Source organism: Microbacterium trichothecenolyticum, assembly GCF_000956465.1.
In the GTDB taxonomy this organism is placed as follows: domain Bacteria; phylum Actinomycetota; class Actinomycetes; order Actinomycetales; family Microbacteriaceae; genus Microbacterium; species Microbacterium trichothecenolyticum.
This window is the reverse complement of record NZ_JYJA01000032.1, coordinates 108,826-124,151: the sequence shown is the minus strand read 5'-3', so window position 1 is coordinate 124,151 and position 15,326 is coordinate 108,826. Positions and strand designations below refer to the sequence as shown.

The window sequence follows — 15,326 nt, the reverse complement described above, 5'->3', positions numbered from 1 at the left end:
GGTTCTGCATGAGCCGAGGTCGCGCCGTCTCCCTGTGGAAGCCCGGTTGACCTGTCGAAGAGGAGGACGGATGCTGCGACCTGAGCGGGCCCGAGCGTCACGACCTGTCACGCGGGCGGGGCGGCGGTGCGCGCATCTCTAGAATCGACGCATGGCCCACGTCCTCCTGCCCCGTGAGATCCTGCCCGCCGACGGACGGTTCGGCTGCGGCCCGTCGAAGATCGCGCCCGCGCACCTCCAGGCGCTCGCGGGCCCCGGGTCGGCACTCCTGGGCACGTCGCACCGGCAGGCGCCCGTCAAGGATCTGGTCGGCCAGGTGCGGGCGGAGCTGAGCCAGCTGTTCCGGCTTCCGCACGGCTACGAAGTGATCCTGGGCAACGGCGGATCGACCGCCTTCTGGGATGCCGCCGCCTTCGGCCTGATCGAGAAGCGCAGCCAGAACCTCGTGTTCGGCGAGTTCGGCGGCAAGTTCGCCGCCGCGGCGAAGACACCATGGCTCGAAGCACCCGACGTCCGCAAGGCGGACCCGGGCACCAGCACCGTCGCCGAGGCGGTCGAGGGCGTCGACGTCTACGCCTGGCCGCACAACGAGACCTCGACCGGCGTGTCGACCCCGATCACGCGTGTGAACGGCGACGAGGGCGCGCTCACCGTCATCGACGCGACGAGCGCGGCAGGCGGCATCGACTTCTCGGTGCACCAGGCCGACGTCTACTACTTCGCCCCCCAGAAGAACCTCGGCTCGGACGGCGGCCTGTGGTTCGCGCTGGTGTCGCCGGCTGCGATCGAGCGCATCGAGCGCATCGCGGCGTCGGGCCGTTACATCCCCGAGTTCCTGAGCCTCAAGAACGCGCTCGACAACTCGCGGCTCAACCAGACCCTCAACACCCCAGCGCTCGCCACGCTGTTCCTCCTCGACAAGCAGCTCGACTGGATCCTCTCCTCCGGTGGCCTGCAGTGGGCCGACGCCCGCACGCGCGAGTCGTCGCGGGCGCTGTACGAGTGGGCCGAGGCATCCGAGTTCGCGACGCCGTTCGTCGCCGATGCGGCCGACCGCTCCCCCGTGGTCGTCACGATCGACTTCGACGCGTCGGTGGATGCTGCGGCCGTGGCGAAGAGCCTCCGCGCCAACGGCATCGTCGACACCGAGCCGTATCGCAAGCTCGGACGCAACCAGCTGCGCATCGCGACGTTCGTGTCGATCGACCCGGACGACGTGCGTCAGCTCATCCGCTGCATCGACTACACGCTCGAGCGACTCGGCTGAGCGTGTTCGTCGGCCCCGTCCGCGAGCGGTGACGGGGTCGGCGACAGCACGGCAGTCACGATCGCCTCGATGGCGAACTCCGATGCACGCGCGAGCTCCACGGCGGTCGGATCGAGCAGCCACTGCACCTGCAGGCCGTCCATGACGGCGAGGATGCTCGTCGACGCGTCGGCGATCGTGTCGGGTGTGGTGATGCCGCGTTCCGCGCACACGACCTCGAATGCGTGGGCGACCTCCGAGCGCAGCGTCCGGTAGCGCTTCTCGAAGAAGGCCCGGCCCGGGTGGTCGTCCGTGACGGACTCGGCCGAGAGCACCGCGTACGCCTGGACGATCCCCGCACGATGCTCGTTGACGAACGCCGTGCGAACGAGGTGACGGAAGAGGGGCATCCCGTCGGGGATGTGCTGTTCCTCCAAATCGGCCACGTCGGTCTCGTCGCGGTGCTGGAGGACTTCGATGAGCAGCTGGTCCTTCGAGCCGAAGTGATGCAGGATCCCCGCGTGGGTCATACCCACCTGGTCGGCGATCTCCTGGAGCGTACCCCCCGCGAACCCTTTGCTGCCGAAGATCTCGACCGCCGCGTCCAGGATGTCGCGCCTGCGGGCGAGTGTCTCGGGCCGCGAACGCGGCTGCCGACGCTGTGCCGTCATCGGTCGGCGCCCCCTTCTTCGTCGGCGGATCGGATGGGTCTTCGCCGCGCCTGTGAGTCTACGCACGACCTGCCCGCACGCACCGGATCACCTTACTTGCGAAGTTACTTACTTGATTGTAAGTTGATCCGGCAATCACCCTGACGCCGTCGTCATCCCCTGGGAGACACGATGTCGTGCACATATCTAGGAGAAGCAATGAGGCTCAGAACATCCCTCGCCGCCGTCGGTGTCGCCGCGGCGCTGGTGCTCACCGGCTGCGCGGGCGGCGGCGGCAGCGACGCCGACTCCGCAGGAGCGGCGCTCACCATCGCGAAGCCCGACGGTGCGATCACCACGGAGTCGAACAACCCTTACCTGGGCGACTCTTCGGCCTCGAAGTACGGCTACGGCAAGGTCATCTTCGAGTCGCTCGCCCTCGTGAACCCGACCGGCGACCTGGGGACCACACCCTGGCTCGCGGAGTCCGTGGAGTGGAACGACGACTACACGCAACTCACCGCCGTCGCGCGCAGCGGCGTGAAGTGGAGCGACGGCGAGGACTTCACGGCAGACGACATCGCCTTCTCGTACAACCAGGTGCTCGACGGCAAGCTCAACGACACCAACGCGCTCGACCTCAAGAGCGTCACGGTCGACGGCGACACCGTCACCATCGACTTCAACAGCTCGAAGTACACGCAGCAGGCGCGCGTGCTCCACTTCCAGATCGTGCCCGAGCACATCTGGAAGGACATCAAGGACCCGAACACCGACCCCGTCACCGGTGAGGGCCAGGCTGTCGGCACCGGCCCGTACGTGCTCGACTCGTGGACGACCGAGTCGGTCACCCTCGCCGCGAACCCCGACTACTGGGGCGGCGAGCTGGCCGTGCCAGAGCTTCACTACGTCTCGTATGGCGACAACGCGGCCCTGACGACCGCCCTCGCGACCGGCGAGGCAGACTGGGCTCAGGCATTCATCCCGCAGATCGAGGACAGCTACCTGTCGGCCGATCCCGACAACAAGTTCCTCGCGTCTCCCACCGCGGGCGCGGGCACGCTGTTCATGAACCTGCAGACCAAGCCGTTCAACGACCCGGCCCTCCGTCAGGCGCTGGCGTGGACGATCGACCGCCAGGCTTACGTCGACATCGCACGCGAGGGCGCGAGCGAGGCGATCTGGAGCGTGACAGGTCTCGGCACTCTCCTCGAAGACGAGATCGTGCCCGAGTACGCCGGCCAGAACTACGAGGTCGACATCGACAAGGCTCGCCAGATCCTGACCGACGCCGGCTACACGTGGGACGGCGAGACCCTCGTCGACCCCGACGGCGAGGACGTCACGTTCTCGATCTCGGTGCCCGCGGGCTGGAGCGACTGGAACACCGAGCAGGCGCTCCTCGCCGAGGAGCTCAAGGAGGGCCTCGGCATCGAGGTCAAGGTCGACCAGCCGGACTGGGGCGGCTGGGATGCCGCGCGCCAGGAGGGCACGTTCCAGGCGATCATCCACTGGCTCGAAGACACCGGCAACGCGTACGGCCTGTACACGTCGGCGATGGATCCGAAGTGGATCGTCGACGGCAAGGCGGCCTTCAACTTCGGACGCTTCGACGACCCCGAGGTCACCGCGGCGCTGAACACCTACGCGAACGCGTCGTCCGACGCCGACCGTGACGCCGCCATCGCGGTGATCGAGAAGGCGTTCGTCGAGAACGTTCCCGTCATCCCGCTGGGTGCGCACCCGCTGCTGGGCGAGTTCAACACCCGCAACTACGTCGGATGGCCGTCTGCGGACGACCAGTACGCCTCGGCGGACCCGACGCAGCCGGCGATCGTGCAGATCCTGACCAAGCTGCAGCCCGCCGAATGACACACCGCGGCGGGGCGGATGCGCACGCATCCGCCCCGCCCGCACGTCACCCACACGAAAGCGAGCCAGCACCGATGAGAGATTCGCTGCTCTCCGTCCACGACTTCTCGATCGTCTACGACGTCGATCCCCCCGTGAAGGCGGTCAAGAACGTCACCCTCGAACTTCAGCGCGGCGAGATCCTCGGACTCGCCGGCGAGAGCGGGTGCGGCAAGACCACGCTCGCCTACGGCATCCAGCGCCTCCTCAAGCCCCCGGCGGTCATCACGAGCGGGTCCGTCGTCTTCCACGACGCGAACGGCGAGGACGTCGACATCAACGGCCTCGAGGCCGAGGAGATGCGCCGCTTCCGTTGGGACAAGATCTCGATGGTCTTCCAGGGCGCGATGAACTCGCTGAATCCTGTCGCCACGATCGGTTCCCAGCTGGAGGACGTCTTCGAGGTGCATCGCCCGGACCTCTCGCGCGCGCAGCGGCGTTCCGAGGTCGTCGAGCTCCTCGAGATCGTCAAGGTCGGCGCGCAGCGCTACCGCTCGTACCCGCACGAGCTGTCGGGCGGCATGCGCCAGCGCGTCATGATCGCCATGGCCCTCGCGCTGCGCCCACAGCTGATGGTGATGGACGAGCCCACGACGGCACTCGACGTGCTCGTGCAGCGCGAGATCCTGCGTCAGATCTCCCACCTGCGCCACGAGTTCGGCTTCTCGGTCATCTTCATCACCCACGACCTGCCTCTGCTGCTCGAGATCAGCGACCGCATCGCGATCATGCGGGAGGGCGAGATCGTCGAGCTCGACACCGCCGAGCGGGTCTGGACCGATCCGCAGGACGAGTACACCCGGACGCTCTTGGCCTCGTTCCCCAGACTCACCGGAGAGAGAGGGGTGGTCCTGCGATGACCGTCCTCGAATTCGACGCCGTCACCAAGGTGTACTCCGTGCGCGGTGCCGGCCAGATGAAGGCCCTCGACGACGTGAGCTTCACGCTCCGCTCCGGCCAGACCATCGGCCTCGTCGGCCAGTCCGGCAGCGGCAAGTCGACCATCGCCAAGATCCTCACCCAGCTCGAGTCGCCCACCAGCGGCGAGGTGCGCCTCGACGGAGCGCCGATCCCCCGTCGCGGCAAGGGCCTTCGCGCCTACCGTCAGCAGCTGCGCATGGTCTTCCAGGATCCGTTCGCGTCGCTGAACCCGTACCACACCATCCGGTACGCCATCCAGCGGCCGCTCGAGCTCGACAAGGTCGTGCCGAAGGACCAGCTGGACGACGAGGTCCGTCGTCTCCTCGGCCGCGTCCGGCTCGATGCCGACGCCGTCATCGACCGCCGGCCGCACGAGCTGTCCGGCGGCCAGCGTCAGCGCGTCGCGATCGCGCGCGCCCTGGCATCGCGCCCGAAGCTGCTCGTGGCCGACGAGCCGGTCTCGATGCTCGACGTGTCGATCCGCCTCGGGGTCCTGAACCTGCTCGCCGACCTGCAGCGTGAACACGGTCTGGGCGTGCTCTACATCACGCACGACCTCGCCACGGCTCGCCATTTCAGCGACGAGATCCTCGTGCTCAACCAGGGACGGGTCGTCGAGCGGGGTCCCGCCGACGACGTGATCCTCAACCCTCAGAACCCCTATACCCAAGAGCTGCGCGCGGCGTCCCCCGATCCCGACACGTATTTCGCGCACGCAGCCGGCATCCTCGGAGGTGAGAAGTGAGCGCCATCGCCCCCCAGCTCCCGGCCCCGGACTTCGACGCGATCGAGGCGGGAACGAGCGCGACCGGCGCCGTCAAGGGCCGCGCGCGCATCCCCTGGCGGTTCCTCGGCAACCGCGCCCTGTTCTATCTGTTCACGCTCTGGGCGGCGATCACGATCAACTTCTTCCTGCCGCGCCTGATGAAGGGCGACGCGGTGACCGCGTACCTCGCCCGCAACCGCAACGTCACGCCCGAGGCGGCGGACGCCCTTCGCGCCCTGCTCGGACTCGACACCGACGCCTCCCTCTGGCAGCAATACGTCGACTACTGGGCACACCTCTTGCGCGGTGACCTCGGCATCTCCCTGCTGCACGGCATGCGACCGGTGACCGAGGTGGTCGGCCAGTCCCTGATCTGGACCGTCGCCCTCGTCGGCTTCGCGACGCTCATCGCGTTCGCGGTCGGCACCATCGGCGGCGCGATCGTCGGCTGGCGCCGCGGCAGCCGGCTCGACGTCCTGATCCCGATCACCACCTTCTTCAGCACCATCCCCTACTTCTGGCTGGGTCTGCTGGCGATCTCGATCTTCTCGGTCGCGCTCGGATGGTTCCCCATCGGCAAGGCGTACGGCGTCGGCGTGGCGCCGGAGTGGTCGTGGGAGTTCGTCGGCGACGTAATCCACCACGGCTTCCTTCCTGCGGCGACGATCGTCATCGCCTCGCTCGGCGGCTGGATGCTGGGCATGCGCAACATGATGCTCACGGTGCTCGACGAGGACTACGTCACCGTCGCGCAGGCCAAGGGCATGCCGAACGACCGGGTGCTCTGGCGCTACGCCGCGCGCAACGCCGTTCTCCCGCAGATCCAGAGCTTCGCGCTGGCCCTCGGCTTCATCGTCGGCGGCACGATCGTGATGGAGGTGGTGTTCAGCTATCCCGGTGTCGGCAAGCTGCTGCTCGATGCCACCAACGCCAAGGACTACGCCCTCATGCAGGGGGTGTTCCTCGTGATCACGATCTCCGTGCTCCTGGCGAACCTCCTCGCGGACGTCGCCTATGCGTTCCTCGACCCGCGCACGCGCCAGACGGAGGCCTGAGCATGAACACGATCGGAGACGCCACGACGGCGCAGCGCCCGGCGAACACGCCCGCCACGGCCGCCGTGCGCAGCCCCGCCCCCGCCGGCAAGCGAGTCAAGAGGCCCGGCTTCTGGTCGAAGCTGGGCGCCGCGTTCGCGATGTTCCGCAACAGGAAGTCCATCACGGGCCTGTCGATCCTCGGATTCTTCGTGCTCGTCGCGATCTTCGCCGACGTGCTGGCCCCCTACTCCCCCACCAAGGTCGACAACACGGCGCGCTTCCAGCCGCCGTCCGCGGAGCACTGGCTCGGCACGACGCACATCGGCGAGGACGTGCTGAGCCAGGTGATCCACGGCACGCGCGGCGTCATCGTGGTGGGTTTCCTCGCGGCGATCATCGCCACCGTCATCGCGATCATCGTCGGCGTCCTGTCGGGCTACCTTCGCGGGTGGCGCGGCGAGGGCCTGTCTGCTCTCACCAACGTCTTCCTCGTGATCCCCGGCATCCCGCTGATCATCATCGTCGCGTCGATGTTCGAGGATCCGCCCCTCATCCTCATCGCGGGAGTGCTCGGCCTCATCGGCTGGGCGTGGGGCGCGCGCGTGCTGCGCGCCCAGACCATGTCGCTGCGCAGCCGGGACTTCGTGCAGGCCGCCAGGGCCAACGGCGAACCGCTGCGGCGGATCATCACGGTGGAGATGCTCCCGAACCTCATGGCGCTCATCGCGGCCAGCTTCGTGGGCACCGTCACGGCCGCGATCATCGGCCTCACGACCTTGTCGTACATCGGCATCATTCCGGTGACGACCTACAACTGGGGCACCATCCTCAACTGGGCGAGCGCGCAAGGCGCTTTCCGTCAGGGACAGTGGTGGTGGTTCCTGCCCCCAGGCCTGTGCATCGCCGCGATCGGCGTCGCGCTCTCACTGATCAACTTCGGCATCGACGAGTACGTCAACCCGCGCCTGCGGTCCGCCGGGGAGCGCGCCCGGGCCATGAAGAAGAAGGGCATGAACGTGAACGACACCGTGACCGTCGTGCGCACCGACGTGAAGACCCAGGAGAACGCGTGACCACCGCGACCATTCCGAACTACCTCGACATCTCGCTGCCGGTCGCCGATCGCATCGCCGATCTCCTCGGCCGTATGACGGTCGAGGAGAAGATCGGCCAGATGCTGCAGCTCGATGCGCGCGACGACCTCGAGGACCAGGTCGTGCGGATGCACGCCGGCTCGATCCTGCACGCGTCGCCCGAGAAGGTGCTCCGCGCCCGCGAGCTGACCCTGCAGACCCGGCTGAAGATCCCGCTGCTCGTCGGCGAGGACTGCATCCACGGCCACTCCTTCTGGGAGGGCGCCACGATCTACCCGACCCAGCTGGGCATGGCCGCGACGTGGGATGCCGGGCTGGCCGAGCGCGTCGCGCGTGCCACGGCCGTCGAGGTCTCGGCCACCGGCATCCACTGGACCTTCTCGCCGGTGCTGTGCATCACGCGAGACCTCCGCTGGGGCCGCGTCGACGAGACGTTCGGCGAGGACCCGTTCCTCATCGGCGAGCTCGCCTCGGCGATGGTGCGCGGTTACCAGGGGGGCGGCCTCGACGACCCCACCGCGATCCTCGCCACGGCGAAGCACTTCGCCGGGTACTCCGAGACGCAGGGCGGCCGCGATGCGAGCGAGGCCGACCTCTCGCGCCGAAAGCTGCGCTCGTGGTTCCTCCCTCCGTTCGAGCGGGTGGCGAAGGAGGGATGCCGCACGTTCATGCTCGGCTACCAGACCACCGACGGCGTGCCGATCACGGTCAACGACTGGCTGTTGAACGACGTGCTGCGCGGCGAGTGGGGGTACACCGGCACCCTCATCACCGACTGGGACAACGTCGGACGCATGGTGTGGGAGCAGAAGGTGCAGCCCGACTACGCCCACGCCGCCGCGGCCGCCGTGCTGGCGGGCAACGACATGATCATGACGACGCCCGGGTTCTTCCAGGGCGCCCAGGACGCGCTCGCGCAGGGACTCCTGACCGAGGAGGCGCTCGACCGCGCCGTCGCGCGCATCCTGCTGCTGAAGTTCGAGTTCGGCCTCTTCGAGGACCCGCGCCTGCCCGACCGCGAGCGCATCGCCACCGCGGTCGGCTCCGCCGGCCACACGGCGCTCAACCTCGAGGTCGCGCGTCGCTCATTGGTGCTGCTCGCCAACGACGGCACGCTGCCGCTCGCCGGCGGGCTCACCGCCGACGAGTCCGGGAGGGCGGTGGCCGCAGCATCCGGTTCCCGCCGTATCGCGGTGGTCGGCCCGCTCGCCGACGACGCGCAGACGCAGCTGGGCGACTGGGCCGGCTCGTCGGGACAGGTCGACTGGATCCCTGACGGCCACCCGCGCGAGATGATCTCGACGGTGCTCGATGGGCTGCGTGCACACGCCCCTGCGGACTGGGAGATCACCCATGCCCGCGGCGCCGACATCCTCGCGCTCGAGGAGGACCCGGAGGGTGCGTTCTTCCCCGACGGTCAGCCCCGGCCCCAGGTGGTCCTGCCGAGCGCACCCGATGCGGACCTCATCGCCGAAGCGGTGGCCGCCGCCGAGGGCGCGGACTGTGTCGTCGCCGTCGTCGGCGACCGCATCGAGCTCGTGGGCGAGGGCCGCTCGACGGCGACGCTCGAGCTCGTCGGCGGGCAGCTCGCACTGCTCGAGGCCCTGGCGGCGACCGGCACTCCCCTCGTGGTGGTGCTGCTGGCTTCGAAGCCGCACGTGCTGCCGAGGACCGTGACGGATGCTGCCGCCCTGCTGTGGGCGGCGAACCCCGGCATGCGCGGCGGCCAGGCGGTGGCCGAGCTGCTGCTCGGACTCATCGAGCCGAGCGGTCGCCTGCCGATCTCGTTCGCACGCCACGCGGGCCAGCTGCCGATCTACTACAACCAGATCCGCGGCCAGCACGGCGACCGCTACGCCGACCTCACGCAGAGCCCTGCCTTCGCGTTCGGCGAGGGCCTGTCGTACACGACGGTCGAGTACTCCGCTCTGCGCGTCGTCGAGGCCGACCTGCGCCGCGAAGACACGGTGCGCGCGCTCGTCGACCTGCACAACACGGGTGACCGACCCGCGCACGAGATCGTGCAGGTGTACGTGCGCGACAGCGTGACCTCGGTCAGCTGGGCCGACAAGGAGCTCAAGGCCTACCGCCACGTCGAGCTGCAGCCCGGCGAGACGGTGACGGTCGAGCTGTCGCTTCCCGTCGCGGAGTGCACGATCGTGGATGCCGCGGGCCGCCGCCTCGTCGAAGCCGGCGAGTTCGAGCTCCTGGTGGGGCCCTCGTCTGGCGACGACGTGCTGCTCAGTGCCCGCTTCCACGTCGCCGACGCGGCTGCGCCGTCAGCGGCCGCCGCCGCGAACGTGGTCGAGCGGCGCTGAGGGAAACGCGAAGGGGTGGATTCCCCCGCGCTGCGGGCGGCGGGAATCCACCCCTTCGTCGTGCCTGGACGCGGTCAGGAGCCTTCGGGGTCGAAGCGCCCGTCGTCCTCGTCTGAATCGTCCTCGTCGGAGTCGTCGTCCTCGTCTGAATCGTCCTCGTCGGAGTCGTCGAAGCCGTCCTCGTCGAAGTCGTCCTCGTCGTCGTCCGAGTCATCTTCGTCGAAGTCGTCCTCGTCACCCGACTCGTCCTCGTCGAAGTCGTCCTCGTCGTCGTCCGAGTCATCGTCGTGCTCGTCCTCGGCCGAGGCATCGGCGAGCTCGTCGATGTCGACGCCGTCGACGTCGCCGGCGTGGAGGATGGGCGAGCCGTCCTCGTCGAAGTCGGACGCGTCGAGGTCGTCGACGTCTTCGAGCTCCTCGTGATCGTCGTCCTCTTGGTCGTCGTCCGCATGCGCGGCCTCCGCGAGAGCGGCCTGGGCTGCGTGGTAGTCGGCGAGGCGCACGGCCCAGGGCACCCAGTCCGGAGCGAGCAGCGCCCCGTCGCCGGGGAGCAGCTCGACCTCGAGCACGGTGGGCTCGGCGTCGTCGACGCGTGCGAGGCTGACGGTCCAGAACCAGCCGGGGTAGCCCGCGAGGCGATTCGCGAAGCGCAGCGAGACGACCCCGTCGGCCTCGACGCGGTAGCCCGCGGGGTCGCCGATCGTGGCCTCGGGCGTGATCTCGCGGAGCGCGGCGAGCGCCAGGTCGTGCGCAACCAGCAGCTGCGGGTCGGGGTCGACGGGCACGACGACCTCGACCACCTCGACGACGTCGACGACGTCGACGACCTCAGCGGTCTCCGAAGATTCCCCGGCGCCGTCGGCCGGCGCACCGTGGGTCGCTTCGACCTCGACCTCGGTCGCTTCGATCTCGACCTCGGCCGCGCCGACCTCGACCTCGGCCACGTCGACCTCGACGGATTCGACCTCGACCTCGTCGGCCGGTGCCTGGTCCGCGGCGGCGGGTGCGGCATCCGTCACCATGTCGCCCGAGGCCTGGGGGGCGTCGACGACAAGGTCGCTCGGGTCAGGCGTCGAGTTCATCGGCGACCTTGCGCAGGACCGCGGCGACCTTCTTGGCGTGCGCGCCGCTCGGGTAGCGACCGTGGCGGAGGTCTCCGCCGATGCCGTCGAGGAGCTTCACGAGGTCCTCGATGATGATCGCCATGTCGTCGGCGGGCTTGCGGGAGCGCTTGGCGAGGCTCACCGGAGCCTCGAGGACGCGCACCGAAAGGGCCTGCGGACCGCGCTTGCCGTCAGCGATCCCGTACTCGAGGCGGGTTCCCGCCTTGGGTGCGGGCGTGCCGGGCGGAAGGGCAGAGGCGTGCAGGAAGACGTCTTGACCATCTTCGGAGGAGATGAAGCCGAACCCCTTCTCCTCGTCGTAGAACCTGACCTTGCCGGTGGGCATCGAAACCTCGCTGGATCGGCGCCCGCGATGCGTCGCGGGCGATACAGAGCATGACAAAAGCGGGATCGTACAACCCCGCCTCCCAGCCTAACGGCACGGCGTCCGCCCGCGACCCCACGGTGAGGCATGCGTCCTGCGCGATCTCAGACGCGCGCCTTCGGACCGCGGCGCGGACGTCAGCGAGTAGGCTGGTGCGGATGAGCACGAACCCCTCCGGCGACGTCCCCGTCCGCCGCATCGACCGCGTCCTGGCCTTCATGTCGCTGGGCCTGCTCGTGCTCTCGATCGTGAGCTTCTTCGCGATCATGATCGCGTCGGCCTCCGGGGCCGACATGAGTACAGGCATCTGGCCGATGGTCGGCGTGCTGGTGTACATCGCCCCCATCGTCGCGTTCGCGCTGCTGCTCGCAGTCCTCATCATGAGCTTCGTGCGGAGGGCCCGGGCGAACAGAGGGGGCTGACCCGGTTGGTCTCCGACGCGCGCGCTCTCGCGACGCGGCTCGCCGAGCTCGGCGACGCCGCGCTCGCCACGACGCTCGCAGCGCGCGGAGTCTCGCCGCAGGCGGCGTGGCACGACTTCTTCGACGCCGCGGAGGGCCTGCTCGACCCCGCGTCCGTCGACCGGGCGCTGACGCGCCTCGACCGTCGGGACCTCCTCGCCCTCGATCGGGGCGACGCGGGCGTCGACGGCGAGCCTGCCCTCCTCGCCCTCACCGACGCCGAAGGCTCTCCCTACGCCCCTGTCTCGGAACGAGTTGCGGCTGCAGCCGCCACGGCGCCGCATGCCTTCGCCGAATCGCCGCCGCCGGTCGCACCGGGTCCCGCCGACGCGCGCGTCGCGGCCGCCGCCGCGGAGCGGGCGTTCACCACCGCGGGCTCGCTCGCCGACGTGCTCCTCCTGTGCTCCCACACGCCGCTCGTGCGTACCGGCGCGGGACCGGTGAGTGCCGTGGACCGTCGCCGGCTGCTGGATGCCGGCGCCCTCGAGTTCGCCGACGACCTCGAAGATCTGCTCGCCTCGGCAGCGGGTGCCGGCCTCGCGACCGCGCACGAACGCGAATGGAGCGTCACCGAAGCCGGCGAACGCTGGCTGAAGGCGCCGACGGCGGAGCGGTGGGAGGCGATCGCCGAGGGCTTCCGCGCGAGTCTTCCTCGTGGGCTCCGCACGCCGTCGCACGGCTTCCTCCCGCCGGACGCATGGCCCGGCACGTACCCTCTCGACCCCGAGTGGCCCGCCCGGGCGGAGCGGCTGCACCGCATCGGTGTGCGCTGGGGGCTGTTCACCGCCGACCGATCCCCGGCCGAGTTCCCCTGGACCGCTGCCCTGCGCGCGGGAGGGCGAGCGGATGCCGCCACCATGGCGCCGTACCTCCCCACCGAGATCGACCGGGTCTACCTGCAGGCGGACCTCACCGCGATCGCGCCCGGTCCTCTCGCACCCGCCCTCGATCTGCGCCTGCGATCGATCGCACTGCGGGAGTCACGCGCTCAGGCGTCGACGTACCGCTTCACGGCCGAGTCGATCGGCGTCGGAATGACCGAGGGCGAGACGGCCGAGTCGATGCGCGACTTCCTGGCGGGCTTGTCGCTCACCGGCATACCTCAGCCGCTGGCCTACCTCATCGAGAGCACGGCCACCCGCCATGGCCTGGTGCGTGTGCGCGCCGACGAGGCTACCGGCCGCACCCGCGTCGAGAGCCCTGATGAGGGTCTGCTCGACGCGATCACCGTCGACCAGGCGCTGCGGCCGCTGGGGCTGCTCGTGCTCGAAGGCGACGACGCGCTCTCGTCCCGCGTGGCTCGCGACGCGGTCTACTGGACCCTCGTCGACGCCCGCTACCCCGTCATCGCCCTCGACGCCCGCGGGCTTCCCGAGTCGATCCACCGGCGCACCACCGCGACCGCATCAGAGCCGGCTGCGACCCCGCAGGAGACGTACGCGCGCCTCATCGCCACGCTCCGCGGCGGCCACGGCACCCAGGGCGAGGCCGGCTGGCTCGAACGCGAGCTGGAGCAGGCGGTGCGCGCCCGCGCGGAGATCGTGGTGGTCGTGCGCATGCCGGACGGCTCGGAGCGCTCGTTCACGCTCGAGGCGGCGGGCCTCGGCGGTGGGCGCCTGCGCGGACGCGACCGCGCCGCCGACATCGAGCGCACACTGCCCGTGTCGAGCATCGTGAGCGTCCACGCGGCCTGAGCCCGCAGCATCCGACACCCCTCCACCCCGGTAGACTGGTCCGTTATGGCTGACGGCCCCCTCATCGTCCAGAGCGACCGCACCGTTCTCCTCGAGGTCGCGCACCCCGATGCCGAGAGCGCGCGGCACGAACTCGCGATCTTCGCCGAGCTCGAGCGCGCCCCCGAGCACATCCACACGTACCGCGTCACGCGGCTCGGGCTGTGGAACGCACGCGCCGCCGGGCACGACGCCGAAGACATGCTGGCGACCCTCGACCGCTGGTCGCGCTTCCCCGTGCCCCCGTCGGTATCGATCGACATCGCCGATACGGTGGGCCGCTACGGCCGCCTCGTCATCGAGCGCAACGAGGACGGCGAGCTGATCCTCAGATCCACGGATGCCGCGGTCCTCGCCGAGGTGTCGAAGAACAAGCGCATCCAGCCGCTGCTGATCGGGCACCCCTCGTCCGACTCGTTCGTCATCGACGCGTGGGCGCGCGGCCAGATCAAGCAGGAGCTGCTGAAGATCGGCTGGCCCGCCGAGGACCTCGCGGGCTACACGCCCGGGACACCGCACCCGATCGACCTCGCGGAGGACGGCTGGCACCTGCGGCCGTACCAGCGGCAGGCCGTCGACATCTTCACGCAGGGCGGGTCCGGCGTCGTCGTGCTCCCCTGTGGCGCAGGCAAGACGCTCGTCGGCGCGGCCGCCATGGCCGACACCAAGACCACGACGCTGATCCTCGTGACCAACACCGTCAGCGCCCGCCAGTGGCGCGACGAGCTTCTCAAGCGCACCTCGCTCACGCCCGAGGAGATCGGCGAGTACTCCGGCCAGACCAAGGAGATCAAGCCGGTCACGATCGCCACCTACCAGATCCTCACCGCGAAGCGGAAGGGACAGTACGCCCACCTCGCTCTGCTCGACGCCCTCGACTGGGGTCTCATCGTCTACGACGAGGTCCACCTCCTCCCCGCGCCCGTCTTCAAGTTGACGGCCGACCTGCAGGCGCGACGCCGCCTCGGCCTCACCGCCACCCTCGTGCGCGAGGACGGCCGCGAGGGAGACGTCTTCAGCCTCATCGGCCCGAAGAGGTTCGACGCCCCGTGGAAGGAGATCGAGGCGCAGGGCTTCATCTCCCCGGCCGTCTGCTACGAGGTGCGGGTGGACCTGCCGGCCGGCGACCGCCTCGAGTACGCGGCGGCGGCCGACGACGAGCGCTACCGCCTCGCCGCGACGGCGCCCGCGAAGATCGGGGTCGTGCGCGACCTGGTCGCGCGGCACGAGGGCGAACGCATCCTGATCATCGGCCAGTACCTGGACCAGATCGACGTCCTCGCCGAAGCGCTCAACGCTCCGAAGATCACCGGGCAGACCCCGATCGACGAGCGCGAAGAGCTGTACCAGGCGTTCCGCGTCGGCGAGATCTCCGTGCTCGTGGTGTCGAAGGTCGCGAACTTCTCGATCGATCTGCCCGAGGCATCCGTCGCCATCCAGGTCTCCGGTTCGTTCGGCTCGCGTCAGGAGGAGGCCCAGCGCCTCGGACGCCTGCTGCGGCCGAAGCAGTCGAACCACACCGCGAGCTTCTACACGCTCATCGCACGCGACACCGTCGACCAGGACTTCGCGCAGAACCGCCAGCGCTTCCTCGCCGAGCAGGGCTACGCGTACACGATCCTCGACGCGCACTCGCTCGCGGCCTGACCGCTGAGAGAGCGGTGGCCCGGCGCCTGTCGCGCCGGGCCACCGCTGTCCCGC

13 protein-coding genes are annotated in these 15,326 nt (G+C 69.7%); 10 read left to right on the top strand and 3 right to left on the bottom strand.

The window, feature by feature from the left end; translation table 11 throughout:
- Positions 1 to 151: 151 nt before the first annotated feature.
- On the top strand, positions 152 to 1,267 hold the full coding sequence (gene serC / locus RS82_RS08285; RefSeq protein WP_045298197.1) for a phosphoserine transaminase: 1,116 nt from the start codon (positions 152 to 154) through the stop codon (positions 1,265 to 1,267).
- Here the strand turns inward: serC and RS82_RS08280 are convergent.
- The gene (locus tag RS82_RS08280) at positions 1,243 to 1,917 is read right to left on the bottom strand and encodes a TetR/AcrR family transcriptional regulator (protein WP_045298195.1); all 675 of its coding nucleotides are present in this window, start codon (positions 1,915 to 1,917) and stop codon (positions 1,243 to 1,245) included. The genes serC and RS82_RS08280 overlap by 25 nt on opposite strands.
- A 198-nt stretch (positions 1,918 to 2,115) precedes the next feature.
- Here RS82_RS08280 and RS82_RS08275 point away from each other — a divergent pair, with 198 nt between their 5' ends.
- The 6 genes from RS82_RS08275 to RS82_RS08250 all read left to right on the top strand — a co-directional run bounded on the left by RS82_RS08275 (position 2,116) and on the right by RS82_RS08250 (position 9,943).
- A complete protein-coding gene (locus RS82_RS08275; RefSeq protein ID WP_045298193.1) occupies positions 2,116 to 3,768 on the top strand; it encodes an ABC transporter substrate-binding protein in 1,653 nt (550 codons plus the stop codon).
- Between the two features lie 74 nt (positions 3,769 to 3,842).
- A complete protein-coding gene (locus RS82_RS08270; RefSeq protein ID WP_045298191.1) occupies positions 3,843 to 4,667 on the top strand; it encodes an ABC transporter ATP-binding protein in 825 nt (274 codons plus the stop codon).
- Complete coding sequence (locus RS82_RS08265; RefSeq protein WP_045298188.1) at positions 4,664 to 5,473, top strand: ABC transporter ATP-binding protein; 810 nt, start codon at positions 4,664 to 4,666, stop codon at positions 5,471 to 5,473. The genes RS82_RS08270 and RS82_RS08265 overlap by 4 nt, the downstream gene beginning before the upstream one ends.
- Positions 5,470 to 6,549, top strand: a complete 1,080-nt coding sequence (locus RS82_RS08260) for an ABC transporter permease (RefSeq protein WP_045298185.1) — start codon at positions 5,470 to 5,472, stop codon at positions 6,547 to 6,549. The genes RS82_RS08265 and RS82_RS08260 overlap by 4 nt, the downstream gene beginning before the upstream one ends.
- 2 nt (positions 6,550 to 6,551) lie before the next feature.
- Entirely contained in the window at positions 6,552 to 7,604 is a 1,053-nt protein-coding gene (locus RS82_RS08255; RefSeq protein WP_245619550.1) for an ABC transporter permease, read from the top strand.
- Positions 7,601 to 9,943, top strand: a complete 2,343-nt coding sequence (locus tag RS82_RS08250) for an exo-beta-d-1,3/1,6-glucosidase (RefSeq protein WP_045298183.1) — start codon at positions 7,601 to 7,603, stop codon at positions 9,941 to 9,943. Before RS82_RS08255 ends, RS82_RS08250 begins: the two co-directional genes overlap by 4 nt.
- Positions 9,944 to 10,017: 74 nt before the next feature.
- Here RS82_RS08250 and RS82_RS21985 read toward each other — a convergent pair whose 3' ends face one another.
- The gene (locus tag RS82_RS21985; RefSeq protein WP_157005484.1) at positions 10,018 to 11,025 is read right to left on the bottom strand and encodes a DUF3027 domain-containing protein; all 1,008 of its coding nucleotides are present in this window, start codon (positions 11,023 to 11,025) and stop codon (positions 10,018 to 10,020) included.
- Positions 11,009 to 11,392, bottom strand: a complete 384-nt coding sequence (locus RS82_RS08240) for a cold-shock protein (RefSeq protein ID WP_045298181.1) — start codon at positions 11,390 to 11,392, stop codon at positions 11,009 to 11,011. Before RS82_RS08240 ends, RS82_RS21985 begins: the two co-directional genes overlap by 17 nt.
- A gap of 197 nt (positions 11,393 to 11,589) precedes the next feature.
- On the opposite strand from RS82_RS08240, the gene RS82_RS08235 reads away from it, so the two are divergent.
- The 3 genes from RS82_RS08235 to RS82_RS08225 are packed head-to-tail and all read left to right on the top strand — an operon-like array spanning position 11,590 to position 15,272.
- On the top strand, positions 11,590 to 11,853 hold the full coding sequence (locus tag RS82_RS08235) for a hypothetical protein (protein ID WP_045298179.1): 264 nt from the start codon (positions 11,590 to 11,592) through the stop codon (positions 11,851 to 11,853).
- A 5-nt stretch (positions 11,854 to 11,858) separates the two neighbouring features.
- Positions 11,859 to 13,586, top strand: a complete 1,728-nt coding sequence (locus tag RS82_RS08230) for a helicase-associated domain-containing protein (protein ID WP_045298177.1) — start codon at positions 11,859 to 11,861, stop codon at positions 13,584 to 13,586.
- A 45-nt stretch (positions 13,587 to 13,631) separates the two neighbouring features.
- Positions 13,632 to 15,272 (top strand): DNA repair helicase XPB, encoded by a 1,641-nt coding sequence (locus RS82_RS08225; protein ID WP_045298175.1) that lies wholly within the window; start codon positions 13,632 to 13,634, stop codon positions 15,270 to 15,272.
- The last annotated feature ends 54 nt before the right edge of the window (positions 15,273 to 15,326 follow it).